This window comes from Streptomyces sp. NBC_00075 (genome assembly GCF_045041225.1).
Lineage (GTDB): Bacteria > Actinomycetota > Actinomycetes > Streptomycetales > Streptomycetaceae > Streptomyces > Streptomyces adonidis.
In genome coordinates this window covers 7,714,166-7,740,644 of record NZ_CP108243.1, presented here as the reverse complement: position 1 = coordinate 7,740,644, position 26,479 = coordinate 7,714,166, and the positions used below count along the sequence as shown (strand labels likewise).

Annotated in this window: 25 protein-coding genes and 1 riboswitch; of the genes, 14 read left to right on the top strand and 11 right to left on the bottom strand. The window is 69.3% G+C overall.

What is annotated here, in order from left to right; translation table 11 throughout:
• The first annotated feature begins 60 nt into the window (after positions 1-60).
• A complete protein-coding gene (locus OG787_RS33930) occupies positions 61-477 on the top strand; it encodes an ester cyclase (RefSeq protein WP_369034163.1) in 417 nt (138 codons plus the stop codon).
• 22 nt (positions 478-499) lie between these two features.
• On the opposite strand, the gene OG787_RS33925 is transcribed toward OG787_RS33930, so the two are convergent.
• Together OG787_RS33925 and OG787_RS33920 are read right to left on the bottom strand one after the other, a co-directional pair.
• Complete coding sequence (locus OG787_RS33925; protein ID WP_369034164.1) at positions 500-1,417, bottom strand: DUF4394 domain-containing protein; 918 nt, start codon at positions 1,415-1,417, stop codon at positions 500-502.
• A gap of 226 nt (positions 1,418-1,643) precedes the next feature.
• Positions 1,644-3,026: a glycine--tRNA ligase gene (locus tag OG787_RS33920; protein WP_369034165.1), complete on the bottom strand. Its 1,383-nt coding sequence runs from the start codon at positions 3,024-3,026 to the stop codon at positions 1,644-1,646.
• Between the two features lie 163 nt (positions 3,027-3,189).
• Between OG787_RS33920 and OG787_RS33915 the strand changes: the two genes are divergently transcribed.
• From OG787_RS33915 to OG787_RS33890, 6 genes are all read left to right on the top strand, one after another.
• Positions 3,190-4,149 carry a metal ABC transporter solute-binding protein, Zn/Mn family gene (locus OG787_RS33915; RefSeq protein WP_369034166.1) on the top strand — a complete coding sequence of 320 codons (960 nt, stop codon included), beginning with the start codon at positions 3,190-3,192 and terminating at the stop codon, positions 4,147-4,149.
• A gap of 28 nt (positions 4,150-4,177) precedes the next feature.
• The gene (locus OG787_RS33910; protein WP_369034167.1) at positions 4,178-4,948 is read left to right on the top strand and encodes a metal ABC transporter ATP-binding protein; all 771 of its coding nucleotides are present in this window, start codon (positions 4,178-4,180) and stop codon (positions 4,946-4,948) included.
• Positions 4,948-5,850: a metal ABC transporter permease gene (locus OG787_RS33905; protein WP_405537750.1), complete on the top strand. Its 903-nt coding sequence runs from the start codon at positions 4,948-4,950 to the stop codon at positions 5,848-5,850. The genes OG787_RS33910 and OG787_RS33905 overlap by 1 nt, the downstream gene beginning before the upstream one ends.
• A gap of 58 nt (positions 5,851-5,908) precedes the next feature.
• Positions 5,909-6,328, top strand: a complete 420-nt coding sequence (locus tag OG787_RS33900; protein WP_369034169.1) for a Fur family transcriptional regulator — start codon at positions 5,909-5,911, stop codon at positions 6,326-6,328.
• A 99-nt stretch (positions 6,329-6,427) separates the two neighbouring features.
• On the top strand, positions 6,428-7,648 hold the full coding sequence (locus OG787_RS33895) for an MFS transporter (protein ID WP_369034170.1): 1,221 nt from the start codon (positions 6,428-6,430) through the stop codon (positions 7,646-7,648).
• A 214-nt stretch (positions 7,649-7,862) separates the two neighbouring features.
• Positions 7,863-10,292, top strand: coding sequence for a M4 family metallopeptidase (locus OG787_RS33890; protein ID WP_405537748.1), 2,430 nt, complete (start codon positions 7,863-7,865; stop codon positions 10,290-10,292).
• 82 nt (positions 10,293-10,374) lie between these two features.
• Here the strand turns inward: OG787_RS33890 and OG787_RS33885 are convergent, their stop codons facing one another.
• Genes OG787_RS33885 through OG787_RS33870 form a run of 4 tightly spaced genes read right to left on the bottom strand, consistent with a single transcriptional unit; the run spans position 10,375 to position 12,534 of the window.
• Positions 10,375-11,223: an isoprenyl transferase gene (locus tag OG787_RS33885; protein WP_405537746.1), complete on the bottom strand. Its 849-nt coding sequence runs from the start codon at positions 11,221-11,223 to the stop codon at positions 10,375-10,377.
• A gap of 43 nt (positions 11,224-11,266) precedes the next feature.
• On the bottom strand, positions 11,267-12,016 hold the full coding sequence (gene recO / locus OG787_RS33880) for a DNA repair protein RecO (protein WP_405537744.1): 750 nt from the start codon (positions 12,014-12,016) through the stop codon (positions 11,267-11,269).
• Positions 12,017-12,070: 54 nt separating this feature from the next.
• Positions 12,071-12,322 carry a hypothetical protein gene (locus OG787_RS33875; protein WP_405537742.1) on the bottom strand — a complete coding sequence of 84 codons (252 nt, stop codon included), beginning with the start codon at positions 12,320-12,322 and terminating at the stop codon, positions 12,071-12,073.
• Complete coding sequence (locus OG787_RS33870) at positions 12,319-12,534, bottom strand: hypothetical protein (protein ID WP_405537741.1); 216 nt, start codon at positions 12,532-12,534, stop codon at positions 12,319-12,321. Before OG787_RS33870 ends, OG787_RS33875 begins: the two co-directional genes overlap by 4 nt.
• A gap of 120 nt (positions 12,535-12,654) precedes the next feature.
• Here OG787_RS33870 and OG787_RS33865 point away from each other — a divergent pair, with 120 nt between their 5' ends.
• Both OG787_RS33865 and OG787_RS33860 read left to right on the top strand, forming a co-directional pair.
• Complete coding sequence (locus OG787_RS33865) at positions 12,655-13,491, top strand: helix-turn-helix domain-containing protein (protein ID WP_405537740.1); 837 nt, start codon at positions 12,655-12,657, stop codon at positions 13,489-13,491.
• Positions 13,473-13,745 (top strand): DUF397 domain-containing protein, encoded by a 273-nt coding sequence (locus OG787_RS33860; RefSeq protein ID WP_405537738.1) that lies wholly within the window; start codon positions 13,473-13,475, stop codon positions 13,743-13,745. The genes OG787_RS33865 and OG787_RS33860 overlap by 19 nt, the downstream gene beginning before the upstream one ends.
• Here OG787_RS33860 and OG787_RS33855 read toward each other — a convergent pair.
• Positions 13,735-16,011, bottom strand: coding sequence for a M4 family metallopeptidase (locus tag OG787_RS33855; RefSeq protein ID WP_405537736.1), 2,277 nt, complete (start codon positions 16,009-16,011; stop codon positions 13,735-13,737). The two genes, OG787_RS33860 and OG787_RS33855, sit on opposite strands and share 11 nt — an antisense overlap.
• A gap of 346 nt (positions 16,012-16,357) precedes the next feature.
• Between OG787_RS33855 and OG787_RS33850 the strand changes: the two genes are divergently transcribed.
• Positions 16,358-17,083, top strand: a complete 726-nt coding sequence (locus OG787_RS33850; protein ID WP_405537734.1) for a DUF6215 domain-containing protein — start codon at positions 16,358-16,360, stop codon at positions 17,081-17,083.
• 2 nt (positions 17,084-17,085) lie between these two features.
• Here OG787_RS33850 and OG787_RS33845 read toward each other — a convergent pair whose 3' ends face one another.
• Entirely contained in the window at positions 17,086-17,979 is an 894-nt protein-coding gene (locus OG787_RS33845) for a LysR family transcriptional regulator (protein ID WP_369034180.1), read from the bottom strand.
• Positions 17,980-18,157: 178 nt separating this feature from the next.
• Here OG787_RS33845 and OG787_RS33840 point away from each other — a divergent pair, with 178 nt between their 5' ends.
• Complete coding sequence (locus tag OG787_RS33840; RefSeq protein ID WP_405537733.1) at positions 18,158-19,078, top strand: SDR family oxidoreductase; 921 nt, start codon at positions 18,158-18,160, stop codon at positions 19,076-19,078.
• A 173-nt stretch (positions 19,079-19,251) separates the two neighbouring features.
• Here OG787_RS33840 and OG787_RS33835 read toward each other — a convergent pair whose 3' ends face one another.
• On the bottom strand, positions 19,252-21,360 hold the full coding sequence (locus tag OG787_RS33835) for an acyltransferase family protein (protein ID WP_405537732.1): 2,109 nt from the start codon (positions 21,358-21,360) through the stop codon (positions 19,252-19,254).
• Between the two features lie 160 nt (positions 21,361-21,520).
• Positions 21,521-21,609: riboswitch (cobalamin riboswitch) on the top strand.
• A 63-nt stretch (positions 21,610-21,672) separates the two neighbouring features.
• Here OG787_RS33835 and OG787_RS33830 point away from each other — a divergent pair.
• The 3 genes from OG787_RS33830 to OG787_RS33820 are packed head-to-tail and all read left to right on the top strand — an operon-like array spanning position 21,673 to position 24,529.
• Positions 21,673-22,713 (top strand): FecCD family ABC transporter permease, encoded by a 1,041-nt coding sequence (locus tag OG787_RS33830; RefSeq protein WP_369037831.1) that lies wholly within the window; start codon positions 21,673-21,675, stop codon positions 22,711-22,713.
• Between the two features lie 4 nt (positions 22,714-22,717).
• Positions 22,718-23,485 carry an ABC transporter ATP-binding protein gene (locus OG787_RS33825; protein WP_405537731.1) on the top strand — a complete coding sequence of 256 codons (768 nt, stop codon included), beginning with the start codon at positions 22,718-22,720 and terminating at the stop codon, positions 23,483-23,485.
• A gap of 27 nt (positions 23,486-23,512) precedes the next feature.
• Entirely contained in the window at positions 23,513-24,529 is a 1,017-nt protein-coding gene (locus tag OG787_RS33820; protein WP_369037833.1) for an ABC transporter substrate-binding protein, read from the top strand.
• On the opposite strand, the gene OG787_RS33815 is transcribed toward OG787_RS33820, so the two are convergent.
• Together OG787_RS33815 and OG787_RS33810 are read right to left on the bottom strand one after the other, a co-directional pair.
• On the bottom strand, positions 24,484-25,182 hold the full coding sequence (locus tag OG787_RS33815) for a response regulator (protein WP_369037834.1): 699 nt from the start codon (positions 25,180-25,182) through the stop codon (positions 24,484-24,486). The genes OG787_RS33820 and OG787_RS33815 overlap by 46 nt on opposite strands.
• Positions 25,179-26,387, bottom strand: coding sequence for a sensor histidine kinase (locus OG787_RS33810; protein WP_369037835.1), 1,209 nt, complete (start codon positions 26,385-26,387; stop codon positions 25,179-25,181). Before OG787_RS33810 ends, OG787_RS33815 begins: the two co-directional genes overlap by 4 nt.
• Positions 26,388-26,479: the final 92 nt, after the last annotated feature.

The window sequence follows — 26,479 nt, the reverse complement described above, 5'->3', positions numbered from 1 at the left end:
GCGCGAACAGGTCCAATCCGAAAGCCGGCTGGAGGACCACTCACCGGGTAGGACACCACCATGACCGACTCCACGGGAGCAACGGCCCGGCGCAACACGGACGTCGTCCGGCGCTACCTACAAATCTTCGAGACCCGGGACGTGGCCGAACTCAGGCATCTCGTCGCCGAGGACGTGCTGATCCACGCCGCCGGACAGCATGTCCGTGGCCGGCACCACCCGGAGGGCTCCGTGCTGACGCCCGGTCTCTCCGACTGCCGGGTCCGGGTGGACGACCTGTTCGCGGCGGCGGACCGGGTCACCACCGCCTTCACCCTCACGTACACCCACGACCGCACGGGCCGGGACCTCACCATGACGGGCATCCGCTCCTACCGCCTCGAAGACGGCGTCATCGTCGAGTTCTGGGGCGAGACCGACCTGTACGGACTGCTCCGCCAGGCCGGTCTCGTACCCCACCAGATCCCGGACTTCTAGTACCCCTCTACACCTCTACCCCTCAGCCCTGTCGCAACGGCAGCGCCAGGTCCACCACCGGCCGGCCGGCGTCGAACGTGCCGAGGCGCTGCACCGCACCGCCCAGCAGGTTCACCTGGTACAGGCGCTGGGCGCCGCCCACGCGCAGGACCGCGTAGCCGGTGTTCGTGCCGGAGCGGGTGGAGCTGTAGATGTCGAAGCCGGCGCCCGCCGGAGCCGCGTCGACGCCCAGTTTGCCCGTGGGGGCGAGGTTGCCGGCGTTCGCCGGGGACTGGATCGACACCTGGTCGTTGACGGTGTCGACGTCGAACAGGGTGGTGGCCGTCGTCGCGTCCAGGTCGTTGTTCGTGTACGCGGCCGCCGTGACGCCCGTCGCCGTCGCACCCGAAGTCGCGGGCGGGACCGGCGGGTTGGTCAGGACGCCGTCCGTCGCCGTCGTACCGGCGGCCGGTGCGCCCGCCGGGTCGTCGATGTTGTGGCGGAGGTTCTGGCCGGTGTCGCTGATGACCCGGAGCCGGTTGGCGGCGGGGTTGAAGTCGACGCCGAAGTTGCTCCCCTGCAACGGCACGCTCAGCTGGGAGACCTTCGTCGCCTTGGCGCCTATCTCCCGGACGGTGTAGATGCCACCCCGGTCGCCGACGCCGTACAGCTTGTTGTTCTGGACGCGGTAGTCGATGCCGATGAGCCGGGTGTCACCGTGCAGCCCGTTCACCTTGCCGAGCGGCACGGCCCGGCCGGGCCGGTCGACCCGGAAGGTGACGAGCCGCTGGTCGGCGGTGAGCCCGACGGCGGTGAGCCGCCCGCCCGTTGCCTGCCCGCTCACTCCGGCGGACTGAACACCGACGTCGGACGACGAGGCCGCCTCGTCCGCGGCCTCGCACCCGACCACTCCGATCGCCAGAGCCATCGTGGCAACGCCGATCACTGCTTGCTTGCGCATGGTGCCCCCGAGAGGTCAGCGCCGCCCGCACCCTGCGAGCCGCGTATGACCTGTCCTTCGGAGCCCCAAGTGTCCCGGATGGGCGAAACCCCGCTTTCGTTACGTCTGTTACGACGGTAACGAAACCGGGGCATCGGGAAATCCCGGCCGGCTGCCGCGCCCGTCTTCAGGGGCGCGGGGAACTGCGCGACCATCCCCCACCGGACCCGCAGCCGACAACGAACCCCTAGCAGCCGATAAGCCGCTGAGCCAGATAACCCTCGATCTGGTCCAACGAAACCCGTTCCTGCTTCATGGTGTCCCGCTCACGAACAGTCACCGCGTTGTCGTCCAGCGTGTCAAAGTCCACCGTCACACAGAACGGCGTACCGATCTCGTCCTGACGCCGGTAACGCCGGCCGATGGCCCCCGCGTCGTCGAACTCGATGTTCCAGTTCTGGCGCAGGGCGGAGGCGAGACCCTTCGCCTTCGGAGACAGCTCCGGGTTACGGGACAAGGGCAGCACCGCGACCTTGACCGGCGCCAGGCGCGGGTCGAGCCGCAGCACCGTCCGCTTCTCCATCTTGCCCTTGGCGTTCGGCGCCTCGTCCTCGAAGTACGCGTCGAGGAGGAACGCCAGCATCGCGCGGCCGACACCGGCCGCGGGCTCGATGACGAACGGCGTATAGCGCTCGCCTGCCTCCTGGTCGAAGTACGACAGGTCCTGGCCGGAGGCCTTCGCGTGGGCCGACAGGTCGAAGTCCGTGCGGTTGGCGACGCCCTCCAGCTCACCCCACTCGTTGCCGCCGAACTGGAAGCGGTACTCGATGTCCGCGGTGCGCTTGGAGTAGTGCGAGAGCTTCTCCGCCGGGTGGTCGTACCAGCGCATGTTCTCCTCGCGGAGACCGAGGCCGGTGTACCAGTTCCAGCGCTCGGCCATCCAGTACTCCTGCCACTTCTCGTCCTCGCCCGGCTTGACGAAGAACTCCATCTCCATCTGCTCGAACTCACGGGTGCGGAAGATGAAGTTGCCGGGCGTGATCTCGTTGCGGAACGACTTGCCCATCTGGGCGATGCCGAACGGCGGCTTGCGGCGCGAAGTGGTCTGCACCTGGGAGAAGTTGGTGAAGATGCCCTGGGCGGTCTCGGGGCGCAGGTAGGCGACCGAGCCGGAGTCCTGGGTCGGGCCCAGGTGCGTCGACAGCAGGCCCGAGAACTGCTTGGGCTCGGTGAACTGGCCCTTGTTGCCGCAGTTGGGGCAGTTGATGTCGGCGAGGCCATTGGCGGGCGTACGGCCGTGCTTGGCCTCGTACGCCTCCTCCAGGTGGTCGGCGCGGTAGCGCTTGTGACAGGAGGTGCACTCGGTGAGCGGGTCGGAGAAGGTGGCGACGTGGCCGGAGGCCACCCAGACCTCGGGGGCCAGGATGACGGACGAGTCGATGCCGACGACGTCCTCGCGCGACGTCACCATGTAGCGCCACCACTGGCGCTTGAGGTTCTCCTTCAGCTCGACACCCAGTGGTCCGTAGTCCCAGGCGGCGCGCTGGCCGCCGTAGATCTCACTGCACGGGAAAACGAAGCCACGGCGCTTGCTCAGGCTGACGATGGTGTCGATCTTGTCGGCGGCCACGATGCTCTCTTCATTACGAACGGACGGCGCGAATGCTTCAGGTTACCGGCGGGGGCCGCCCCCCAATCAAATCGGTTCCGGCCAGAGCCCTTGAGGGCACTCCGGGCCTGCCCTTTTGCCCGCTTGTTGACAATCGTTTCCAGAATCATTGAAAATGACTGTCATGAACGTACGACGACTCATATCGGGCACCGCGATCGCGGCGGCCACCGCGCTCGGCCTCGGCGCCCTGTCCGCCTGTTCCTCGGATTCGAGCGCCTCCGACCGGAACATCACCGGGCAGCTCGACGTCGTGGCGTCGTTCTATCCGATGCAGTACCTCGCCGAGCAGATAGGCGGCAGGCATGTCTCCATCAGCACGCTGACCGAGCCCGGCCAGGAGCCGCACGACCTGGAGATCAGCGCCAAGCAGACCGCGCAGCTCCAGGAGGCCGACGCGGTCCTGTATCTCAAGGGCCTCCAGCCCGCCGTCGACGAGGCGGTCTCGCAGTCCGAGGCGAAGACGAAGATCGACGCGGCGACCCTCACCACCCTCGAGGACCACGGCAGCACCGAGCACAGCCACGAGGGTGAGGAAGCACACTCCGACGAGGACGCGTCCGCTCTCGACCCGCACGTCTGGCTCGACCCGGTGAAGTACGCCGAGATCGCCGACGGGGTGTCCGCCGCCTTCCAGAAGGCCGATCCGACCAACGCGGCGGAATACAAGCTGAACACCAAGGCGTTGACCGCCAAGCTGACCTCGCTCGACACCTCGTTCGAGGACGGCCTGAAGAACACCGCGTCGAAGGTGTTCTTCACCAACCACGCGGCCTTCGGCTACCTCGCCGAGCGCTACGGCCTGACCCAGGAGGCCATCGCCGGAGTGGATCCGGAGAGCGAGCCGAGTGCCGCGCGGATGAAGGAGCTCCAGCAGGAGGCGAAGGCGGACGGAGTGACGACCGTCTTCTACGAGACACTGGTCTCCGACAAGACCGCGAAGACCCTCGCCGAGGACGCGAACCTCAAGACGGACGTCCTCGATCCGCTGGAGGGCATCACGGAGAAGTCCAGGGGCGACGACTACATCGCGGTCATGCGGTCCAACCTCAAGGCGCTCCAGACAGCCCTGGGCGCCAAGTGACACCAGCCACATCACGGAGGTACGAGGGATGAGCAGCGAGCCGGTCATCTCCCTGCGCGGCGTACGCGCCGAGCTGGGCTCGCGCCCGGTTCTGCGGGGCATCGACCTCACCGTGGACCGCGGTGAGGTCGTCGCGCTGCTCGGCGCCAACGGCTCCGGCAAGTCGACCGCGATCCGCACGATCATCGGCCAAGTGCCGGTCAGCGAGGGCGAGATCGAGCTGTTCGGCGTCCCCCGCCGCCGCTTCACCGACTGGCGGCGCGTGGGTTACGTACCGCAGCGGACGACCGCGGCCGGTGGCGTGCCCGCGACGATCACCGAGATCGTCGCCTCGGGCCGGCTCTCCCGTGCCCGCTTCGGGGTGCTGCGCAAGGCCGACCACGCGGCCGTCCAGCGGGCCATCGCGCTCGTCGGCCTCGCGGACCGCGCGAAGGACTCGGTGAACGCGCTCTCCGGCGGCCAGCACCAGCGCGTACTGATCGCCCGTGCCCTCGCCGCCGAACCCGAGCTGCTGATCATGGACGAGCCGATGGCGGGCGTCGACCTGGCGAGCCAGGAGGTGCTGGCGCGGACGCTCAGGGAGCAGGTCGCGGCAGGTACGACGGTGCTGCTCGTGCTGCACGAACTCGGGCCGCTGGAGCCGCTGATCGACCGGGCCGTCGTCCTGCGCGACGGCTGTGTGATGCACGACGGGCCGCCCCCGCAGGCCGTCGGACAGCACGCGCTGCCCGGTCACGACCACGTACACCCGCACGCGGCTCACGACGCCGAACCGATCCGGACGGGACTGCTGAGCTGATGGAATTCCTCGACTACGCCTTCATGCAGCGGGCACTGCTGGCCGCGGTCCTCGTCGGCGTCACGGCCCCCGCCATCGGCATCTACCTCGTCCAGCGCCGCCAGGCGCTCATGGGCGACGGCATCGGCCATGTCGCGATGACCGGCGTCGGCCTCGGCTTCCTGCTGAACACCTCACCGGTGTGGATGGCGACGGGCGTCTCCGTCGTCGGCGCGGTGATGATGGAACTCATCCGCTGGTACGGCAAGACACGCGGCGACATCGCCCTCGCGATGCTGTTCTACGGCGGAATGGCCGGCGGCGTGATGTTCATCAACCTCGCGCCCACGGGCTCCAACGCCAACCTGACCTCGTATCTCTTCGGGTCCCTGTCCACGGTCAGCGAGTCCGACGTGACCGCGATCTGTGTCCTCGCGGCCCTCGTGGTGTTGGTCACCATCGGGCTGCGCCGACAGCTCTTCGCGGTCAGCCAGGACGAGGAGTTCGCCCGGGTGACCGGGCTGCCCGTCAGGGCTCTCAACCTCCTCACCGCGATCACGGCCGCCGTCACCGTGACCGTCGCCATGCGCGTCGTCGGGTTGCTGCTGGTCAGCGCCCTGATGGTGGTCCCCGTGGCCGCCGCCCAGCAGCTCACCCGGAGCTTCGCGGCGACCTTCGCCATCGCCGTCGCGATCGGGGTGTCCGTGACGATCGGCGGGACCGTGACCTCGTACTACCAGGACGTGCCGCCCGGCGCGACAATTGTGCTGCTGACCATCGGCGCGTTCATCGCGCTGACCGCGCTCGCGACACCCCTGGCCCGGCGCCGGGCCCGTGCCGCGGCCGCCTCACAGTCGGCCGGGGACCCGGCGGAGTGTGTGATTCCGGCCAGCCGGGAGGCCGCCGACAGGGCGGGCGTCTGACCGCGCACAGTCCGGGCTGGCACAATGGCCCGGCAAGCGCAGACGTAAGGAGACAACGGTGACGACGGCCGGCCCGCCCGTTAAGGGACGATCCACCCGCCAGCGTGCCGCTGTGGCGGCGGCGCTGGACGAGGTCGACGAGTTCCGCAGTGCGCAGGAACTCCACGACATGCTCAAGCACAAGGGAGACTCGGTCGGGCTGACGACCGTCTACCGCACGTTGCAGTCCCTGGCGGACGCGGGTGAGGTGGATGTCCTGCGGACGTCGGACGGGGAGTCGGTGTACCGCCGGTGCTCGACCGGCGATCACCATCACCACCTGGTCTGTCGTGTGTGCGGCAAGGCTGTGGAGGTGGAGGGGCCCGCTGTGGAGAAGTGGGCGGAGGCGATCGCTGTTGAGCACGGGTATGTGAACGTGGCTCATACGGTGGAGATTTTCGGCACTTGTGCGGAGTGCGCTGCGGTTGGGCAGAAGTAGGTTCGGTGCGTTGTCGGGTGCGGGTGCGTTGTGGCTGGTCGCGCAGTTCCCCGCGCCCCTAAAAGGGGCGCGTCACCTCGCGTCCGATAGCTTCGCGCCGTGAGTCGTGTCGGGGAAAAACAGCTCAGCGCCGTCTCTCTCGGAGTGCCGTTTCGGTGGCTCTGGGGAGCCTATGCCACCAGTCTGTTCGGGACCTGGGTGGCTTTTGACGCCTTTCCCCTGATCGCTGTGCTCGTGTTGCATGTCGGGCCCGCTCAGGTTTCGTTGTTGGCTGCTGCCGGGGTGGCCGTCGGGGCCCTGGTCGCTTTGCCGCTCGGGCCCTGGATCGAGTTTCGGCGGAAGCGGCCTGTGATGGTCGCGATGGATCTGGTGCGGTGTGGGGCGTTGCTCACCGTGCCCTTTGCCTATGCGCTCGGGGTGTTGTCCTTCGGGCAGCTTGTGGTCGTGGCCGTCGTGGTCGCCGCTGCCGACATCACCTTCACCGCTGCCAGTGGGGCCTGCCTCAAGGGACTGTTGCCACCCTCCCAACTCCTTGTCGCCAATGGGCGGTTCGAGTCCACGATGTGGACGGCGAGTGTGCTCGGGCCGCCGCTCGGCGGAGCCGCCGTCGGGCTGCTCGGGCCGGTGACGACCGTGGTCGCGAACGCCGTGAGTTTTCTGCTGTCGGCGGTCGGTATCCGGGCGATGGGTGGGGACGAGCCCCGGCCCGAGGGGACACGGAAGGCGGGGCTGCGGGTCGGTGATCTGCTCGACGGGTGGCGGTTCATTCTGGCCGATCCGGTGCTGCGGCCCCTGTTCCTCAACACCGTGCTGGTCAGCGGGCTGATCATGGCGACCGCGCCCCTGGTCGCCGTCCTCATGCTCGGCGACCTCGGCTTCGCGCCCTGGCAGTACGCCCTCGCCTTCGCCGTGCCCTGCACCGGCGGCCTCCTCGGGTCACGCCTGTCCCGGCCGCTCGTGGCGCGGTACGGGCAGCGCCGGATCATGCTCGCCTTCGGGACACTGCGCGTGTGCTGGCCGGTCGGGATGGTGTTCCTGCACAGCGGTACGACCGGGCTCGTCCTCGTGATGGGCGTGCAGTTCGGGCTGATCGCCTGCATGGGCGTCTTCAACCCGGTGTACGCCACCTACCGGCTCCAGCACACTCCGGCGGACCGGGTCGCCCGTACCCTCTCCGCCTGGTCGGTCTCCAGCAAGCTGACCGTCGCCGCGCTCACCGCGCTGTGGGGGCTGCTGGCGGCCCTCACCACGCCCCTCGCCGCCATCGGGGCCGCGGGCGTCCTGATCCTCGCAACTCCCCTGCTGCTGCCCCGCGCGTAGCCCCGGAGAGGCCCCTCGGCTCGCAGAGGGATAACCCTCGACCTCTTATCTTTTGCTGACATGCACTCCTCAAGAGTGCCACTCTTCCGGCAGCCATCCCCCACGTCTCAGGCACACATCCCGCACTGCTCAGCTCATCCCGGGCAGCACACCCCCGTCCGCCCGGTTCTGTTTCCGGCCGTTGAAGGCGCGGCCGTCGCAGGAGGAGTCACGAGTGAGACGAACGTCCGGCAACACCCCCCACAGATCCACCCTCCGCTCCCGCAAGGCCACCGCGGCCGGTGCCCTGCTCGCCACCGCGACCCTGCTGGCCGTCGGTGTCCAGACGGTCCCGGCCGCCGCCAAGCCCGCGCCCCCGGCCCCGAGCCCGCTCCGGGCCGGCTCGCTCCAGGCGAAGCTCACCCCCGCCCAGCGCACGGCGCTGATCAAGAGCGCGACGCAGCGGACGACGACGACCGCAGGCTCCCTGGGTCTCGGCGCCAAGGAGAAGCTGGTCGTCAAGGACGTCGTCAAGGACGCCGACGGCACCGTCCACACGCGTTACGAGCGCACGTACGCCGGTCTGCCGGTCCTCGGCGGCGACCTCGTCGTGCACACCCCGCCCGCCGCCAAGGCCTCGGGCACGGTGAGCACCACCTTCAACACCCGGCGGGCCATCTCGGTCGCGTCCACCACCCCCACGTACGCCAAGTCGGCCGCCGAGACGAAGGCGCTGGGCGCGGCCAAGGCGCTGGACGCGGAGAAGGCCACCACCGACAGCGCCCGCAAGGTGATCTGGGCGGGCAGCGGTACGCCGAAGCTGGCCTGGGAGACGGTGATCGGCGGTCTCCAGGACGACGGCACGCCGAGCCAGCTGCACGTCATCACGGACGCGCTGACCGGCGCGGAGCTGTACCAGTTCCAGGCCATCAAGACCGGCACCGGCAACAGCCAGTACAGCGGCACGGTGACCATCGGGACCACGCTGTCCGGTTCGACGTACCAGCTGAACGACACCACGCGCGGCACCCACAAGACGTACAGCCTCAACAACGGCACGTCGGGCACCGGCACTTTGATGACCGACTCCGACGACACGTGGGGCACCGGGTCCGGGTCCAACACCCAGACCGCGGGCGTCGACGCCCACTTCGGCGCGCAGACGACGTGGGACTTCTACAAGAACACGTTCGGGCGCAGCGGCATCAAGAACGACGGTGTGGCGGCCTACTCGCGGGTGCACTACAGCACGGCGTACGTGAACGCGTTCTGGGACGACGACTGCTTCTGCATGACGTACGGCGACGGCACGAGCAGCACGCACGCGCTGACCTCGCTGGACGTGGCCGGGCACGAGATGACGCACGGTGTCACCTCCAACACCGCCAACCTCACCTACTCCGGTGAGTCGGGCGGGCTGAACGAGGCGACGTCCGACATCTTCGGCACCGGTGTGGAGTTCTACGCGGCGAACTCCACCGACGTCGGTGACTACCTCATCGGCGAGAAGATCGACATCAATGGCGACGGTACGCCGCTGCGTTACATGGACGAGCCCGACAAGGACGGTGGCTCGGCGGACAGTTGGTACTCGGGCGTGGGCAACCTGGACGTCCACTACTCCTCGGGCCCGGCGAACCACATGTTCTACCTGCTGTCGGAAGGCAGCGGCAGCAAGACCATCAACGGCGTGACGTACAACAGCCCGACCTCCGACGGTGTCGCCGTCGCGGGCATCGGCCGGGCCGCCGCGCTCCAGATCTGGTACAAGGCGCTGACGACGTACATGACGTCCAGCACCACGTACGCCCAGGCCCGCACCGCCGCGCTGAACGCCGCCGCGTCGCTCTACGGCACCAGCTCCACGCAGTACGCGGGCGTCGGCAACGCCTTCGCGGGCATCAACGTCGGCTCGCACATCACCGTGCCGACGACGGGCGTGACGGTCACCAACCCGGGCAGCCAGTCCTCGACGGTCGGTACGGCGGTGAGCCTGGCGATCACGGCCAGCAGCACCAACAGCGGCTCGCTGACCTACGCGGCGACCGGTCTGCCGACGGGCCTGTCGATCAGCAGCTCCACGGGCACGATCTCCGGCACCCCGACGACAGCGGGTACCTACAGCTCGACGGTCACGGTGACCGACAGCACAGGTGCCACCGGTACGGCGTCCTTCACCTGGACGGTCAGCGCGACCGGCGGCGGCTCCTGCACCTCGGCCCAACTACTGGGCAACCAGGGCTTCGAGTCCGGCAACACCACCTGGACCGCGACCAGCGGTGTCATCACCAGCTCCAGCAGCCAGGCGGCCCGTACCGGCTCCTACAAGGCCTGGCTGGACGGCTACGGCTCGACCCACACCGACACGCTCTCCCAGTCGGTGACGATCCCGAGCGGTTGCACGGGCACGACGTTCACGTTCTACCTGCACATCGACACGGCTGAGACCACCACCAGCACGCAGTACGACAAGCTGACGGTGACGGCCGGTTCGACGACCCTGGCCACCTACTCCAACCTCAACGCGGCGAGCGGCTATGTCGCGAAGTCGCTGAGCCTGTCGGCCTACGCGGGCACGACGGTCTCCCTGAAGTTCACGGGCGTCGAGGACTCCTCGCTCCAGACGAGCTTCGTGATCGACGACACGGCGGTCACGACCAGCTGATCACCGGTCTCCGACCATCCCCCCACGGGTAACGACAGTGGCACCCGGCGCGTTTCCGGCGCCGGGTGCCACAGTCGTACGCTCAGATCTCCGGGTTGCCCTTCATGTCCCGTTCCATTTCCAGGAGTTGCTCATTCGGGACGGCGCCGCCGAACCGCCGGTCCCTGGAGGCGAATTCGACGCACGCGCGCCACAGGTCGCGCCGGTCGAAGTCGGGCCACAAGACATCCTGGAAGACCATCTCGGCGTAACTCGACTGCCAGATCAGGTAGTTGGAGGTGCGCTGTTCACCGCTCGGGCGAAGGAAAAGGTCGACGTCCGGCATGTCCGGGTAGTAGAGGTACTTCTGGATGGTCTTCTCGGAGACCTTCTCGGGGTCGAGCTTGCCGAGCGCGACATCACGCGCCATCGCCTTGGCGGCGTCGGCGAGTTCGGCTCGGCCGCCGTAATTGACGCAGAAGTAGAGCGTCATGGCGTCGTTCTTCTTGGTCTGCTCCTGGGCGACCTGGAGTTCCTGTACGACGGACTTCCACATCCTGGGCATACGCCCGACCCAGCGAATCCGGATTCCGAGTTCGTCCATCTCGTCCCGCCGCCGCCGGATGACGTCACGGTTGAAGTTCATGAGGAAGCGGACCTCTTCCGGGGACCGCTTCCAGTTCTCGGTGGAGAAGGCGTAGAGGGAGAGATTCTTGACGCCGAGTTCCAGGCAACCCTTGAGGACATCGAGGACGACGCCCTCGCCGACCTTGTGCCCCTCGGTACGCGGCAGACCGCGCTCCTTGGCCCACCGTCCGTTGCCGTCCATGACGCACGCCACATGGTTCGGTACGAGTTCGCCGGGGAGCTTCGGCGCGGTGGCGCCGGAGGGGTGCGGTTCCGGCGTCTTGTACTCGCGACGCCGTCCCCCCAGGATTCCGCGTACGGCCATGTGCTTCTCGTCTCCCTCTAGCTCTTGCTTGCGGTGCTTGCTTCTAGTTCTTCTCTACGTAGCGCAGGGAGCGCAGGCCGCGCTCCAGGTGCCAGTGCAGGTAGGCGGACACGAGTCCGCTGCCCTCCCGGACATAGCGCGGCTCGCACGCGTCCGCGGTCACCCAGTCGCCCGTCAGCAGCGCGCCGAGCAGTTCGAGGGCCTGGGGAGAGGGTACGACGCTGCCGGCCACCCGGCAGTCGACGCAGACGGAGCCCCCGGCGGACACCGAGAAGAACCGGTTCGGGCCCGCCATGCCGCACCGCGCGCAGTCAGTGAAGGTCGGCGCGTAGCCGTTGACGGCGAGGGAGCGCAGCAGGAACGCGTCGAGGATGAGATGGGGCTCGTGCTCGGCGCGGGCGAGGGTGCGCAGGGCGCCGACGAGCAGCAGATACTGCTGTACGGCGGGCTCGCCCTCGTGGTCCGTGAACCGCTCCGCCGTCTCCAGCATGGCCGTACCTGCGGTGTAGCGGGCGTAGTCGGTGACGATGCCGCCACCGTACGGAGCGATGGTCTCGCTCTGCGTGCACAGCGGCAGCCCGCGTCCGACCAGCTCGCTCCCCCGCGAGAAGAACTGCACGTCGACATGGGAGAACGGTTCGAGCCGGGCCCCGAACTTGGACTTGGTCCGGCGTACGCCACGGGCCACGGCCCGTACGCGCCCGTGACCGCGTGTGAGCAGCGTGATGATCCGGTCGGCCTCACCCAGCTTCTGGGTGCGCAGCACGACACCGTCGTCACGGAACAGGCTCATGGGGTCATTGTCGCGTACGGAACGGTGGCCCAGCCCCTAGGGGCCATAGAGGCCTCAGGGGACCTCACCCCGGCTGCGGGCGTTCGCGTACGCCGTGGCCGCGCTCAGGCGTTCCGCCGGGGTCGCCGGGCGCAGGCCGTCCGGGGCCGCGTCCCACTCCCGGCCGCCGCCGTACGATCTGAGCTGGACGTAGGGTCCCTCGTGCCCCATGACGAGGCCCACCTTTCCGGTGCGGGTGTCCATGACGTACGAGCCGATCTCCGGCCGCCCCGGCTTTCCCGACTTCGTCCGTCGTACGTCGTTCATCGCAGGGCCGCCGCGATCCGGGCCGCCGTCTCGACGCTGACGCGCCCCAATTCGATGAGCGGACGGGGCACTTCCCGGGCGACACTCGCGGCGTCCAATCGGAGCGTCGGCAAGGTAATCCCGGCGTTTTTCAACGCCGTCCGCAATTCCTTCACAGTTTCCTCCGCTTCTTCGACGCAGTCCGCCGAGCGTGCCGTCCGTCGTGCCGTCACCGTGCTCCCCTTGCTAATCGACTTTCACTCTTCGCACTTCTACGGTGACGTGTTGTGCCTACACTCGGAAGGCTCTGGGCGCAGCAACGACGGTGCAGTTGAAGGGGGTTCGGTTCGGTTATGGCCAATGGTTCACAGCGGCAGGCCGCTTGGGAGTTCTTCGGGGCCGAGTTGAAGCGACGGCGAGAGGAGGCGGGGTTAACCCAAGTGGAGTTGGGGGCGATGGTCTTCGTCTCCGGAGGCTACATCGGGCAGTTCGAGCAGGCCATTCGTAAGCCGCAGTTGGATGTCGCGATGAGGATTGACGACGTCCTACAAACCGCAGGTTTTTTCGAGCGTACCTGGCGCAAGCTCATCGACGACAAACGCTACGCGGATTACTTCGCGGAGGTTGTGGAGCTTGAGCGGACGGCGACGAAGATCTGTGAGTTCGCGCCCACGGTGATTCCGGGGCTGCTACAGACGGCCGCGTACGCGCAGGCGGTCACGCTGGCGGCCAACCCGTTCGTCACGGACGACTACGTGGCCGAGAAGGTCGGCGCCCGGCTGGAACGCGCACGCATCCTCAGGGACGCTACAAGGCCCGAGTATTGGGCGATCCTGCACGAGAACACCCTGCGTACGCCTGTCGGCGGGCCGGCGGCCATGGCCGAGCAGCTGGAGCACATCGCGACGCTGGCCCAGGCGCGGAAAGTACTGGTGCTGGTGGTCCCGCGCTCGGCGGGAGCGTTCGCTTCCATGGGCGGAATGATGCAGCTCATGGAGTTCGAGGACGCGCCGCCAACCCTCTATACAGAGACCTCGTTTTCGGGCCACCTGCTCGACGACCCGGCGGTGGTGAAGCGGGCACAGCGAGCATACGATCTGCTCAGGGGTGCCGCACTGTCGCCGGAGGCGTCCCTCGCCCTGATCGAATCGGCGGCGGAGGACCACAGACGATGCGCGAGTACGACCTGAGCAACGCCCGCTGGCACAAGAGCAGTTACAGCAACGGCGAGGGCGGCAGCTGTGTCGAGGTCGCGTACGACTTCATCGGCGCCGCCCACTGGCGTAAGAGCACGTACAGCAACGGCGAAGGCGGGGACTGCGTCGAAGTAGCCGACGGAGTCCCCGGGGTGGTGCCCGTCCGAGACAGCAAGGTCTCGGACGGGCCCGTACTGCTCATTACTGCGCTTGCCTGGACCGAGTTTCTCGGTGGGGTCAGGGAGTGAGCTGCCAGCGCTGGATGTAGCCGACGTCGATCGCCGCCCGGTCCTGCACGCGCAGCTTCCACGTGCCGTTGATGGGCTGGGCCGAGGCGTCGACCGTGAACGTCTGGTCGACGTTGTCGGCGCCGCCGCCGCTCCGGTTGAGGAGTGAGTAGACGGTGCCGTTGGGGCCGACCAGGTCGACGGTCAGGTCACCGCGGTAGGTGTGGACGATGTTGACGTAGACCGAGGTGGTCGCGGAGGCGTTGCCGTCGCGGCCCTCGATGGTGACCGGGGACTCCACGGCGGCACCGACGTCGGGGATGTCGACGCGGGTGGTGCTGGCGTAGATGTACGCGATCCGCCAGCTGAAGGTGTCCGTGACGGACGAGCCCGTGTCATCGGTGACCGTGAGGGTGACATCGCCGGTGCCGAGGGTGGTCGGCGTCCCGGAGATCAGACCGCTCGCACTGAGGGTGAGGCCGTCGGGCAGGCCCGTGGCCTCGTAGGTCAGCCCCGAACCGGAGTTGGTGGTGTAGGCGTCCACCTGGAGGCTGACCGCCTGGCCGATGCCGCTGATCTGGTCGGCGACCGGGGCGACGTTGACGCCGAGGGCTATCCGGCCGCCGACGTTGATGGCGGCCCAGGCGTCGGCGACGGCGAGGTAGGTGGGGCTGTAGGCGCCGAACAGGTCACCGGCCGCCTGGAGGGTGGCGGTGCGGGCGCCCGCGTAGTTGGTCGACGACGTCATGTACGTCGTCAGCGCCCGGTACCAGATCGCGGCGGCGTTCTCGATGCCGATGCCGGTGACGGGCTGGCCGTCGTAGGTCGCGCTGTCGTAGGCGACGCCGTTGACGGTCTTGGCACCGCTGCCCTCGGAGAGCAGGTAGAAGAAGTGGTTCGCCGGCCCCGAGGAGTAGTGGACGTCGACGCTGCCCAGGGTGGAGCTCCAACTGTCGCGCGAGGAGCCGTCCTTGGAGGGCTTGTCCATGTAACGCAGCGGCGTGCCGTTGCCGTTGATGTCGATCTTCTCGCCGACGAGGTAGTCGCCGGGGTCGGCGGCGAGGTCCGAGTGGAACTCGACGGCCGCGGCGAAGATGTCGGACGTCGCCTCGTTGAGACCGCCGGACTCGCCCGAGTAGGTCAGGTTGGCGGTGGCGGCGGTGACGCCGTGGCTCATCTCGTGGGCGGCCACGTCGAGGGCGGTCAGCGGGTGCGTGTTGCCCGAGCCGTCGCCGTAGGTCATGCAGAAGCAGCTGTCCTGCCAGAAGGCGTTGACGTAGTTGTTCCCGTAGTGGGCCCGGCTGTAGGCGGCGACACCGTCGTTGCGGATGCCGTTACGGCCGTACACGTCCTTGTAGTAGTCCCAGGTGGCTGCCGCGCCGAAGGCCACGTCGACACCGGCGGTCTGGCGGTTGGACGGCAGACCGTCGCCCCAGACATCGTTGTCGTCCGTGAAGAGGGTGCCGGTGCCGGAGGTGCCCTGGTTCAGGTCGTACGTCTTCTGCCCGGCGCGGTCGGGGTCGCTGAGCTGGTACGTCGATCCCGAGAGCGTGCTGCCGACGCTGACCGTGCCGACGTACTGGCCAGTGCCTTCGCCGGTGTGCACCTTCTCGGCGGCGAGGAGCTGCTTGCCGGTGCTCGCGTCGGTGACGACCTGAAGTTCGCTGGGCGTGCCGTCGGGCTGGACGCCCTCGACCAGCGTCTCCCAGGCCAGGACGGGCTTGGTGGCACCGGCCCAGACGACGAGGCGGGCCGCGCGCTCGGCCTCTGCGCCGGTGACCTCGGCACCCTTCGCCGCGGCGAGGGCCTTGCCGGTGGCGTTGGCGGCGGAGAGCTTCGGGGTCAGGGTCGGCAGAGTGAGGGTCGCGCCGCTCGCCTTGGAGACGGTGGTGCGGTTGCTCTTGAGGTGGACGACCAGGTCGCCGCCCAGGACGGGCAGTCCGGCGTAGGTGCGCTCGTAGCGGGTGTGGACGGTGCCGTCGGCGTCCTGGACGACGTCCTTGACGACGAGCTTCTCCTGCGCGCCGAGGGCGAGTTGACGGGCCGTGGTGCCGGACGTGGTCTGCGCGCTCTTGATCAGCGAGGCGCGCCGGGTCGCCGTCAGGGGCACGGCGGCGGCACCCGCGCGGGGCTCGGCGGTGATCTTGGCCGGGGCGGGGCCCGGGTCGGCCGGGGCCGCGGTCGCGGTGCCGACGGGGGCTCCCATGGCGAGCAGGGTCCCGATGGTGGTCAGCGCGAGGGCGGTGGCGCGTCTGCGCCGGAGGGTGGTGCGAAGTCGCCGGGGCAACGTGTTCTCCTTCTGCGGCGGTCGGCCCGTGGTGGGGGCCGAGGTGGGGGCGGACCGACATGGATGTGGGCGGTCCGGAGCGCTGCACGGCAGGGGGGTGGAAGGAGGTGGGGGGTGAGTGAAAGACGTGAAGGAAGAGTGAACTCCGGCAGAAGCGTGGCACTGCGTGTCTCGCCTTGTCATGTGAACACCAGGACAACGGCTTGAAATGAGCATGCTTAACTGGGGATCGTCCGGCTGGGCGCACGTTTTCAGCCGCCGCGGCTGTCGTCACGCGGAGATCGCGCGGTTATGCTGCCCGGCGCGCGCGTAACGGGCGCGTGCACACGGGGTTGGGGGACATGGCATGACCGAGGACATCGACGTACCCAGACCGGCCGAAGCCGAGAAGGGTGTGAGCGCCGAGAAGGGTATGAGCGAGGGCGCCCAGGTCGCGTCGGCGCTGCTGCTGGTCGGCTGTCTGGCGGTCGGCTTCTGGGTGATGACGAAGTACCAGCCCGACTCCGCTGCCGACGACCGGAAGCCGGCCTCGTGCTCCAGGTCGGACGACGACGCGCCGCTGTCGAAGCCCATATCCGGTACGCGACTCTGCGAGGCGTTGAACCGCTCGGACCTGCCGACGCTGCTCGGCACGCCCAAGGACTACGCGCTCGGCGCCTACAGCAACGAGGCCCAGTTCAGCGAGTCGCTCGGCATCACGACACAAGACCCCGAGGCCACCGTCCAGTTGGAGGGTTACTCCGTGAAACTCTCGGCGGCCTACGACGACTTGACCGTCGCCGAGATAGCGGAGTACCTGCCCGCAGCGGCGGAGCGGAAGACTCTCCTGGGCCACCCGGCGTACCTGTACCCCGGCCGGACGATCGGCATCGTCTTCGACGACGGCAAGGCCTCCACCGGCCCCGGCGGTGTCGCCCGTACCCTCCTGGTCGCCAAGGACCCGAAGGACGGCGGCGGTTCGTACGAGATCGCCATCTGGCGCCAGGACGACGTGCCCCCCGACGAGACGGCACTGCTCAGGGTCGCGGAGCAGGTACTGCCGACGGTCCCGGGATGGACGGCGGGCGGCTGAGTTCAGGCGGTACCGGTACCGCCCGTCAGCAGGGCCCGCGCCACCTTCCGGAAGGCGGCGAGGAGGCGGCTGCGGTCGTCCACGCGGGTGGCGAGGACGACGTGGCTCGGTTCGATGCCGTGCAGGGGGACGGTGGTCAGGTCGGGCCGGAGCCGGTCCACACCCATGCCACCCGGGACGATGGCCACGGCCTGCCCGGCGGCGATGAGTTCGAACTTGTCCTCCAGCGCCCGGACGAGTGGCCCCTCCGGCGCCCGGCTGCCGTCCGGACGCGGATCGATACGCCAGAAGGCGTTCCAGGCCGCGTCCTCGCTCACCCGGGGCAAGGGTTCGTCGGCGATGTCGTCGAGGGTGACGGACTCCTTGCCGACGAGACGGTGATCGAGCGGAACGACCAGGACCCGGGGTTCCTCATAGAGGATGGTCACCTCCAACTCGTCGGTGGGGAGCGGGAGTCGGGCGATCACGGCGTCGACCCGGTGGTCGAAGAGCGCGGTGCGGGGTTCGTTCCAGTCGAGGTGCACGGCCCGTACGTCGGCGTCGGGATACCGGTGGCGCAGCTCCCGTACGGCCGGAGTGACGATGAGATTCGACGTGTAGCCGATGACGAACCGGCTGGGCTCGGCGGCGGCACGGGTCTGGGAGGCGGCCCGGGTTGCTGTCCGGAGCAGCGCCCTGGCATGCGGCAGAAAGACCTCACCGGCCTCGGTGAGCCGACTCCCCTGCGGAGTCCTGTCCAGCAGCCGGGCCCCCAACTCCTTCTCCAGCCGCCGGATCTGCCGACTGAGGGAGGGCTGGGCGATCCGCAGGGCCTCGGCGGCCCGCCCGAAGTGCAGCTGCTCGGCGACCACGACGAAGTACCGCACGAGCCGCAGATCGAGATCGGGTCCGGTCATGTGCCAAGCGTATCGGGCAAGTTGGTCACCTGAACTGTATGCGGCAGGACTGACCTGGGGTGATGCCTGATACGCATTGCCCATTCCGGAACAGGTCTTGGACCGGGAGCGGACTCCGCGCGCACGCTGAAAGCACACCGGCCGACACCAGGAGGCCGGTAGTGAGAGGGAGTTCATCATGCGTGTGTTCGTCACCGGGGCGAGCGGGTTCGTCGGGTCCGCCGTCGTACGGGAGTTGCTCGGCGCGGGTCACGAGGTGGTCGGGATGGCGCGCTCGGACGAGTCGGCAGCGTCGCTGAAGGAAGCTGGGGCGGAGGTACACCGAGGCACCCTGGACGACCTCGACAGCCTCCGCGCCGGGGCGGCGGCCTCGGAGGGCGTGATCCACACCGCGTACGTCCATGACTTCCGCGACATGGCGGAGGCGGCGCGGACCGACCTGCGGGCCGTGGAGACGATGGGCGAGGCGCTGGTCGGCTCCGGCCACCCCCTCCTCATCTGCTCCGGCACGGCGTTCTCGCCGGGCGTGCTGGCGACGGAGGACGACCCGGGCGACCCGTCGAGGTCCCACATGTACCGGCTCGCCTCGGAGACGGCGGTGATGCGGCTCGCGGAGCGCGGGGTGCGGGCATCGGTCGTACGGCTGCCGCCGTCCACGCACGGCAAGGGGGAGTACGGCTTCGTACCCCGCCTCATCGACATAGCCCGCGCCAAGGGCGTCTCGGCCTACCCGGGCGACGGCACCAACCGCTGGGCCGCCGCCCACCGCTTCGACGTGGCCCGCCTGTTCCGACTGGCCCTGGAGTCGACCCCGCCGGGAACCCGCCTGCACGCGGTCGCCGAGGAGGGCGTCGCGACACGCGAGATCGCCGAGGCGATCGGGCGGGGGCTGGGGGTACCGGTGAGGTCGGTCCCGGCCGAGGAGACCCAGGACCACTTCGGCTGGCTGGGCAACTTCTTCGCCCTCGACCTGCCGGCGTCGAGCGCGGTGACGCGGGAGGGGTTGGGGTGGGAGCCGGTGGAGACGGGGCTGCTGGCGGACTTGGAGGCGGGGTACTACTTCGCTTCGGCGGGGGACGGAGGCACGACGGCTCCCTGACCGTTTTCCTCGCCCCCGCCGCCCCTACCCGTCCCATCCTTCTGGGGGCTGCGCCCCCAGACCCCCCTTTGTCCTCAAACGCCGGACGGGCTGATTATCCAGCCCGTCCGGCGTTTGAGGACGAGCGCGTCCAGCGCGACACGGGGGTTCGGGGGCGGCGGGGGCGAGGAAACTCAGAGCGGGCCGAGCGCCTCGGTCAGTCGGGTGCCCAGGGCCGGTGCAACCGCCTCCGCATACGCGTCCGCGATATGGCTGTCGTCGCGGTACACCACCGTGTCGCCCACCAGAACAGGGCAGTCACCCCCCTCCGTGCACAACCACGGAACAGGGTCGATCACCATCACGTCGGACAGCCTCGCCGCGTCGAGCGTCGCCGTCCGCCGGGAGCTGTCCCTGATCGCCCCGGGCAGACGGTTCGTACAGCGGTCCAGCCGGAGGGGGTACAGCGCCGCGCAGTCCACCGCGTCCGTCTTCGGCCACGGAGTGTCCAGCAGCGCCACGACCTCCGCCCCCGACGCACCGAGCGCCTCGTACGTCGTACGGAGGCCGTTCGTCCACTGCTGGACCGGGTCGGGTTCCGGGTGGAGCGGGTCGCCGGCGTCCGAGGACGACACGATCACCAGGTCCGGGCGCAGCGCAGCGATCCTCTCGATCGCCCGCGCCCGCCAGACATCACACTCCGCATACGGCCCGTCGAACCGCCGCAGCGTCACCTTCGCCGCCTTGCACGACGACTTCGTCCACGACACCAGCCTCCAACCACGCTCCCGGGCAAGCCGGTCGAGCGCCGGGAACCACTGGGCCGCGTGGGAGTCGCCGAACAGGACCACGACCTTGTCGGAGGCCGGATCGCCGTACTCGCAGGGCGGGATGCTCGTGCTGTCGTACGCCACATGGCAGCCGTCCCGATAGACCGCCGACCGCGCCGACTTGATCTCGGTGAGGGGCGGGGAGAGGTTGCTGGGCAGGCGACTCGACCGTGCCTCCAGGAGTTGGCGCAGGCGTAGTCGGGGGTCCGGTGCCTTCGCCAACTCCTGGCTCAACTGAAGCGCCGGTTTGCCCGAGTCGATCGGCGGCGGGAACGCGTACGCCGTCATCGCGATCACCGCCGCCCCGGCCGACAGCACCGCCCCGAGCCGCAACGCCCGCCCCGGTCGGCCCCGGAACACCGAGTGGAATCGGACCGGGTTCTCCACCAGGCGCAGGGTCACCCAGGCCAGCGGCAGGGCGATCGCGCAGAACAGCAACGCAAGCCAGACGCTCGTGGTCTCCGGGAGTCTGCCCAGTGCCACGGGGCCTATCAGCAGCAGCGGCCAGTGCCACAGGTACCAGCCATACGACAGGCCGCCCAGCCACACCAACGGTCGTATGGAGAGTAGTAGTTGGGCGTTCCATCTCGACGGGGCGCAGCCGCCCGCCAGGATCAGGACCGACCCCAGCACCGGCAGGAGCGCGTAATAGCCGGGGAACGGGGTCGAGTTGCCGTAGAGGGTCGCCGCCGCGAGGATGCAGGCCAGGCCCGTCCAGGCCATCGGTGCCGCCAACTTCAGTGGCAGGCCGCGCAGTTGGTCGGCGGACAGGGCCAGCAGCGCGCCCGCGCCCAGTTCCCAGAAGCGGGTGTGCGAACCGAAGTACGCCCAGGACGGGGCGCTCTCCGTCACGGTCACGCTCAGCCCGAACGACAGCAGGCAGAGCACCGCGAGCGGCACCGCCACCAGTCCGCGCCGTCGGCGCGCGAGCCGCCAACTCACCAGGAGGAGCAGCGGCCAGAGGAGGTAGAACTGTTCCTCCACCGCCAGCGACCAGAAGTGTTGGAAGGGCGACGGCGGGCTCCCCTCCGCCAGGTAGTCCGTGCCGCCCGCCGCCAGCCGGAGGTTCACCGCGTAGAGCGCGCTGCTCAGCGCGTCCCCTGCGTACTCCTCGAAGCGGACCCTCGACAGGAACAGCCAGGAACCGGCGAGGGTGACGAGGACGACGAGCGTCGACGCGGGGAGGAGGCGGAGCGCGCGGCGGGCGTAGAAACGGCGGATCGATATGGCGTTGCTCACCGCCAACTCGCGTATCAGCAGCGAGGTGATGAGGAAGCCCGAGATGACGAAGAAGACGTCGACACCGACATAGCCCCCGGCGAACCCGCGCACCCCGGCATGGCCGAGGACGACGAGCGACACGGCCACGGCCCGCAGGCCTTGGATGTCGAGCCGCAGGCCGGGGTTCTCGCTCGGCTGCGGGGTGGCCGGTCGCGTGGTCGGTCGTGTAGCTGGTCGGGTCTTCACGCTCATCAGAGACGGTCGGTCCACTCGAACGGTTGTGGCCGTTTCCGTTCGGTCACCAGAAATTTTCCGGCCGGTCGCAAGCCTGGCCCGCGAGAACATGACATAGGGGGACCCGCGAGAATTGGCCGGTCCGGCGCGTTTGCTACGCTCGCCGACGCGTCCCGTGGGGGAAGTCCGGTGAGACTCCGGCGCTGACCCGCAACGGTATGCACGCCCCATGCCTTTCAAGGCTTCGGCGTGCGAGCCCGATCACCCAAGGTGCGCGTGCCCATGTGACTGCTCGCCGCGGACTGCGAGCCGAGGCGAAGGACGCCGCCCGTGCGCCGAATACCCGTCGTGCCGTTGGCCGTTGGGCTGGTTCTGCTCCTGTTTCTTTCCCTGCTGTGCGGGGTCGGTCTTGGCGCTTCCGGCATCGGCTGGGGGCAGGTCTTCCGGTTCCTCGGCGACGGGCTCACCGGGGGCACGATCCGCGCCGAGGATGTCGCCTCGTACACCATCGTCTGGGAGCTGCGACTGCCCCGCGTGGTGCTCGCCGCAGTCGTCGGCGCCGGGCTCGCGGCCGTCGGGGTGGCCGTGCAGGCCATGGTCCGCAACGCGCTCGCCGATCCGTTCGTGCTGGGCATCTCGTCCGGCGCGGCCGTCGGCGCCAACGCCGTGATCCTGCTGGGGGCCTTCGCCGGGCTCGGCGTCTGGGCCCTGTCCGTGTCCGCCTTCGTCTCCGCGCTCGCCGCCATGGTCCTCGTCTACGCCGTGGCTCACTCCGCCACGCACGGGCTCACGCCGCTGCGGCTGATCCTCACCGGTACGGCACTGGCGTACGGCTTCGAGGCCGTCACCACCGTGATGGTGTTCGGGGCCGCCCGGGGTGAGGCGGCCAGGTCCGCGATGATGTGGCTGCTCGGGAGTCTGGGCGGGGCGACCTGGGCACAGGTACCGATCGCCGCCGTGACCGTCGTCGCCGGGTGGGCGTGGCTGGCCCGGCGCGCCGAGTCGCTCAACGCGCTCGCCATGGGCGACGAGACCGCCGCCGCGCTCGGGGTCCAACCGACGCGGCTCCGGCGGGAGTTGTTCCTCGTGACCGCCGCCGTGACCGGAACCGTCGTCGCCGTCAGCGGGGCCATCGGCTTCGTCGGGCTCATGGTCCCGCATGTCGTACGGATGCTCGTCGGCGCCGATCACCGGCGGGTGCTGGCGGTCGCGCCGCTCGCCGGGGCCGTCCTGCTGGTGTGGGCCGACGTACTGTCCCGGCTGCTGCTCGCGCCCGCCGAACTGCCCGTCGGGGTGATCACGGCCGTGGTCGGCGTACCGGCGTTCCTGCTGCTGATGCGGCGCGGCGGCTACGCGTTCGGGGGGCGGTGACGGCATGCGGCTCGATGTGGAGGGTGTGTCGGTCGACGCGGGGGCCGTACGGCTCGTCGAGGACATCACGATGCGGGTCGAGAGCGGGGCCTTCGTGGGGCTCGTCGGGCCCAACGGGAGCGGGAAGTCGACCCTGTTGCGGTGCGTGTACCGGGCGCTGCGGCCGGCGGGGGGTGTGGTTCGGCTCGACGGGGACGATGTTCATGCCATGGATCCCCGGGGCGCCGCCCGGGTGCTGGCCGCGCTGCCCCAGGAGTCGTCCTCCGAGTTCGACTTCACCGTCGCGGAGGTGGTCGCCATGGGGCGGCTGCCGCATCAGGGGCGTACGGCGGCCGGGGACCGGGAGATCTGCGGCGCCGCCCTGGAGCGGACCGGCATCGCACATCTCGCCGACCGCGGGTTCCTCGCCCTGTCCGGCGGCGAGAAGCAACGCGTGCTCATCGCCCGGGCGTTGGCCCAGCAGCCCCGGGTCCTCGTTCTCGACGAACCCACCAACCACCTGGACATCGCCCACCAGTTGGACGTCCTGTCGCTGGTCCGCACGAGCGGCCTGACCGTACTGGCCGCCCTGCACGACCTCAACCTCGCCGCCGCCCACTGCGATCTGCTGTACGTCGTCGCCGGGGGCCGCCTCGTCGCGTCGGGCCCGCCACACGAGGTGCTCCAACCGGCGCTGCTGGCCGAGGTGTTCGGGGTTCGCGCCCATCCCATACGGCATCCGGAGACCGGTGCCGTGCAGCTGCTCTTCGATCTGCTTCCCAAGCTGTCCTGAGTCCTGAGAACCTGAGGAACTTCCCCCATGTGCAAGCCAGTTGTCTCCGCCGTGCTCATGTCCGTGCTCGTCACCGGGTGCGGCGCCAGCGTCGAGAAGCCGTCGGCGAAGGCGTCGTCCGCCGCCGTCACCCTCACCAACTGCGGCCAGAAGGTGACGTACGACAAGGTTCCCGAGCGGGTCGTCACGAACGACGTCGGGATCACCGAGCTGATGTTCGCGCTCGGTCTGGAGGACCGGATGGCCGGGTTCGCCATGCCCGACGACAAGGGTGATCTGACCGACGTGCCCTGGAAGGACGGCTATGCAAAGGTGAAGTGGCTGTCCAAGGACCAGCTCACCAAGGAGAACGTCCTGGACGTGCGCGGCGACTGGGTCTTCGCCGGCTGGAACTACGGTTTCCGCGACGACAACGGCTTCACCCCGGACGCGCTGAAGAAGCTCGGCATCCCCTCGTACGTCCTCACCGAGTCGTGCCGCAACGGCCGTACGAAGACCTCACGGGGCATCATGCCGCCGCTGGACGCCCTCTACACCGACCTCACCAACCTCGGAAAGCTCTTCGGTGTCGAGCAGCGCGCGGCCACCCTGATCGCGGACTTCAAGAAGCAGGTCGCGGCGGTGGCGGCGAAGGCGCCGACCGGGAGCGCGCGTCCGAAGGTGTTCCTCTACGACAGCGGCACGGACTCGCCCTTCACCTCCGGGCGGTACGCGGCGCCCGAGGAGGTCATCAGCAAGGCGGGCGGCGTCAACGTCATGAACGACGTCGACGACTCCTGGACGACGGTCGGCTGGGAGACGGTGGTCGAACGCGACCCCGACGTCATCGTCATCTGCGACTACGGGGACGTCAGCGCGGAACAGAAGCGCGAGTTCCTGCTGTCGTACGCCCCGTTGAAGAACGTGTCGGCCGTCAAGAACAAGCGCATCTTCGTCCTGGACTACGTGGACCTCGTCGAGAGCCCGCGCAATCCGTCGGCGATCGCCCGGCTCGGTGCCTATCTGCGCTCGGTGGCGGACACGGACACCAAGCCCGCCTCATAGGCGATGATCACGAGCTGGACGCGGTCACGGGCGTCCAGCTTGGCGAGCAGACGGGTGATGTACGTCTTCGCCGTGGCGACGCTGATGCACAGTTCGGCGCCGATCTCCGTATTGGACAGGCCCCGGCCGACGAGCGTGAGCACTTCGCGCTCCCGGTCGGTGATTGCCGTCAACTCCCCCTGGTGGGTGTGCCGTTGGGGGGTGGCGGCGAAGTCCTGGATCAGGCGTCGGGTCACGCTGGGGGCGATCAAAGCATCCCCCGCGGCCACGATCCGGATCGCCCCGAGGATGTCGTCCAGGGCCATGTCCTTGACCAGGAACCCGGACGCGCCCGCGCGCAGCGCCCCGTACACGTGATCGTCGTCGTCGAAGGTGGTGAGGACGAGGATCCGGGTGCCGGTGCGAGTGCCTTGTGTCCCCGTCCCCCTGGTGATGCGGCGGGTCGCCTCGATGCCGTCCATGCCCGGCATGCGCAGGTCCATCACCACGACGTCCGGGGCGAGTTGGCCGACGAGAGCGACCGCTTCCGCCCCGTCGGCGGCCTCGCCCACGACCTCGATGTCCGGCAGGTCGGCGATGACCATGCTGAGTGCCGTACGGATGAGTTGCTGGTCGTCGACGAGCACAACCCGGATGGCCGGCGTCATCGTCATCGGGCCACCGCCGCGACCGGGATGGGCAGTCGGGCGGCGACCCGGAACCCGCCCTCGGGACGCGGCCCGGCCGTGAACTCCCCGTCCAGCAGGGCGACTCGCTCCCGCATCCCGGCCAGCCCGAACCCGGTGTCGGTGGCGCTCCCCCGGCCCCGCCCGTCGTCGGTGACCTCGATGGCGAGGGCGTCGGCGGCGCGGTAGTCGAGGGTGACCCGGCAGGACCGGGCACCGGCATGCCGTACGACGTTGGTCACCGACTCCTGCACGATGCGGAACGCCGACAGGTCGACGTCCGGGGGCAGTTCGCGCCGTTCGCCCGCCCAGTGCAGATGTACGCGCACCCCGGCGGCGCTCGTCACGGCGGCGAGCCGCTCGACGTCCGCCAACCCGGCTGCTGTGGGCGCCCGTTGGCCGGTTCCGTGGTCCTCCGCGTGCCGCAGCGCGACGAGCATGCGGCGCAGGCCCGCCAGGGTCTCCCGGCCCTCGTGCTCGACCGCCGACATCGCCTCGCGCGCGGCCTCGGGCCGGGTCGCGGCGACGCGGGCCGCCGCGCCCGCCTGGAGGGCGATGATGCCGATGCTGTGGGCGACCGTGTCGTGCATCTCCCTTGCTATGCGCAGGCGTTCGGCGGTGACGGCCTGTTCTGCGGTACGGGCGGCGAGCTGTTCGGCGTGCGTACGGCTGCGGTGGGCGGCGTCGCCGAGCAGCCAGGCGATCAACGTGACGAGAGCGACGGCGAGTTCGGCCGAGGTGCCGACGACCCAGCCGTACAGGATCCGTACGGCCATGTAGCCCACGAGCAGGGCGAGCGAGAGGGAGACGGCGATGACTCCGGTACGACGGGGGCGGCCGGCGGCGATGAAGTACACGGCGGTCTGCACGGCCAGGAACTGGGCCAGCGGAATCTCGACCGCGGCCAGGGTGGTCGTCTCGACGACGGCGGCCGTCAGCAGCAGACCTATGGCTGTCAGCGGACGACGTGACAGCAGGAGGGCGGCGGTGAGCGCCAGGCCGGTGGACACGAGGAGGAACACCACACCGTCCCAGCGGTAGAGCTGGATGGCGGGCCAGTGATCGGGTTCCATCTCGCCGGGCAGCCTGACCCGCGTGAGGTACGTGAACACCGTGCCCGCGCTCCAGGCGAACGCCGTCCAGGCACCCGGCGGGACGCGCTTGAGGAGGGGCGGCGGCGGGTTGGCGGGCATGTGCCGATCGTAGGGCGGCTGTTGGCGTGGGGCATCGCCCCGTGGACGTACAACCTGGGTCGACAGAAGCGGAGTTGGAGTGTCGTCCACGG

What these genes read in the sequence shown, in the direction of transcription:
- OG787_RS33910 (WP_369034167.1), top strand. Translation starts at nt 4,178, where the DNA reads ATGAGCAGCGAGCCGGTCATCTCCCTGCGCGGCGTACGCGCCGAGCTG.
- OG787_RS33810 (WP_369037835.1), bottom strand. Translation starts at nt 26,387, where the DNA reads ATGCCCGCCAACCCGCCGCCGCCCCTCCTCAAGCGCGTCCCGCCGGGT.
- OG787_RS33820 (WP_369037833.1), top strand. Translation starts at nt 23,513, where the DNA reads ATGTGCAAGCCAGTTGTCTCCGCCGTGCTCATGTCCGTGCTCGTCACC.
- OG787_RS33835 (WP_405537732.1), bottom strand. Translation starts at nt 21,360, where the DNA reads ATGAGCGTGAAGACCCGACCAGCTACACGACCGACCACGCGACCGGCC.
- OG787_RS33840 (WP_405537733.1), top strand. Translation starts at nt 18,158, where the DNA reads ATGCGTGTGTTCGTCACCGGGGCGAGCGGGTTCGTCGGGTCCGCCGTC.
- OG787_RS33905 (WP_405537750.1), top strand. Translation starts at nt 4,948, where the DNA reads ATGGAATTCCTCGACTACGCCTTCATGCAGCGGGCACTGCTGGCCGCG.
- OG787_RS33930 (WP_369034163.1), top strand. Translation starts at nt 61, where the DNA reads ATGACCGACTCCACGGGAGCAACGGCCCGGCGCAACACGGACGTCGTC.
- OG787_RS33850 (WP_405537734.1), top strand. Translation starts at nt 16,358, where the DNA reads ATGACCGAGGACATCGACGTACCCAGACCGGCCGAAGCCGAGAAGGGT.
- OG787_RS33875 (WP_405537742.1), bottom strand. Translation starts at nt 12,322, where the DNA reads ATGAACGACGTACGACGGACGAAGTCGGGAAAGCCGGGGCGGCCGGAG.
- OG787_RS33865 (WP_405537740.1), top strand. Translation starts at nt 12,655, where the DNA reads ATGGCCAATGGTTCACAGCGGCAGGCCGCTTGGGAGTTCTTCGGGGCC.
- OG787_RS33845 (WP_369034180.1), bottom strand. Translation starts at nt 17,979, where the DNA reads ATGACCGGACCCGATCTCGATCTGCGGCTCGTGCGGTACTTCGTCGTG.
- OG787_RS33885 (WP_405537746.1), bottom strand. Translation starts at nt 11,223, where the DNA reads ATGGCCGTACGCGGAATCCTGGGGGGACGGCGTCGCGAGTACAAGACG.
- OG787_RS33860 (WP_405537738.1), top strand. Translation starts at nt 13,473, where the DNA reads ATGCGCGAGTACGACCTGAGCAACGCCCGCTGGCACAAGAGCAGTTAC.
- OG787_RS33915 (WP_369034166.1), top strand. Translation starts at nt 3,190, where the DNA reads ATGAACGTACGACGACTCATATCGGGCACCGCGATCGCGGCGGCCACC.
- OG787_RS33925 (WP_369034164.1), bottom strand. Translation starts at nt 1,417, where the DNA reads ATGCGCAAGCAAGCAGTGATCGGCGTTGCCACGATGGCTCTGGCGATC.
- OG787_RS33825 (WP_405537731.1), top strand. Translation starts at nt 22,718, where the DNA reads ATGCGGCTCGATGTGGAGGGTGTGTCGGTCGACGCGGGGGCCGTACGG.
- recO (WP_405537744.1), bottom strand. Translation starts at nt 12,016, where the DNA reads ATGAGCCTGTTCCGTGACGACGGTGTCGTGCTGCGCACCCAGAAGCTG.
- OG787_RS33815 (WP_369037834.1), bottom strand. Translation starts at nt 25,182, where the DNA reads ATGACGATGACGCCGGCCATCCGGGTTGTGCTCGTCGACGACCAGCAA.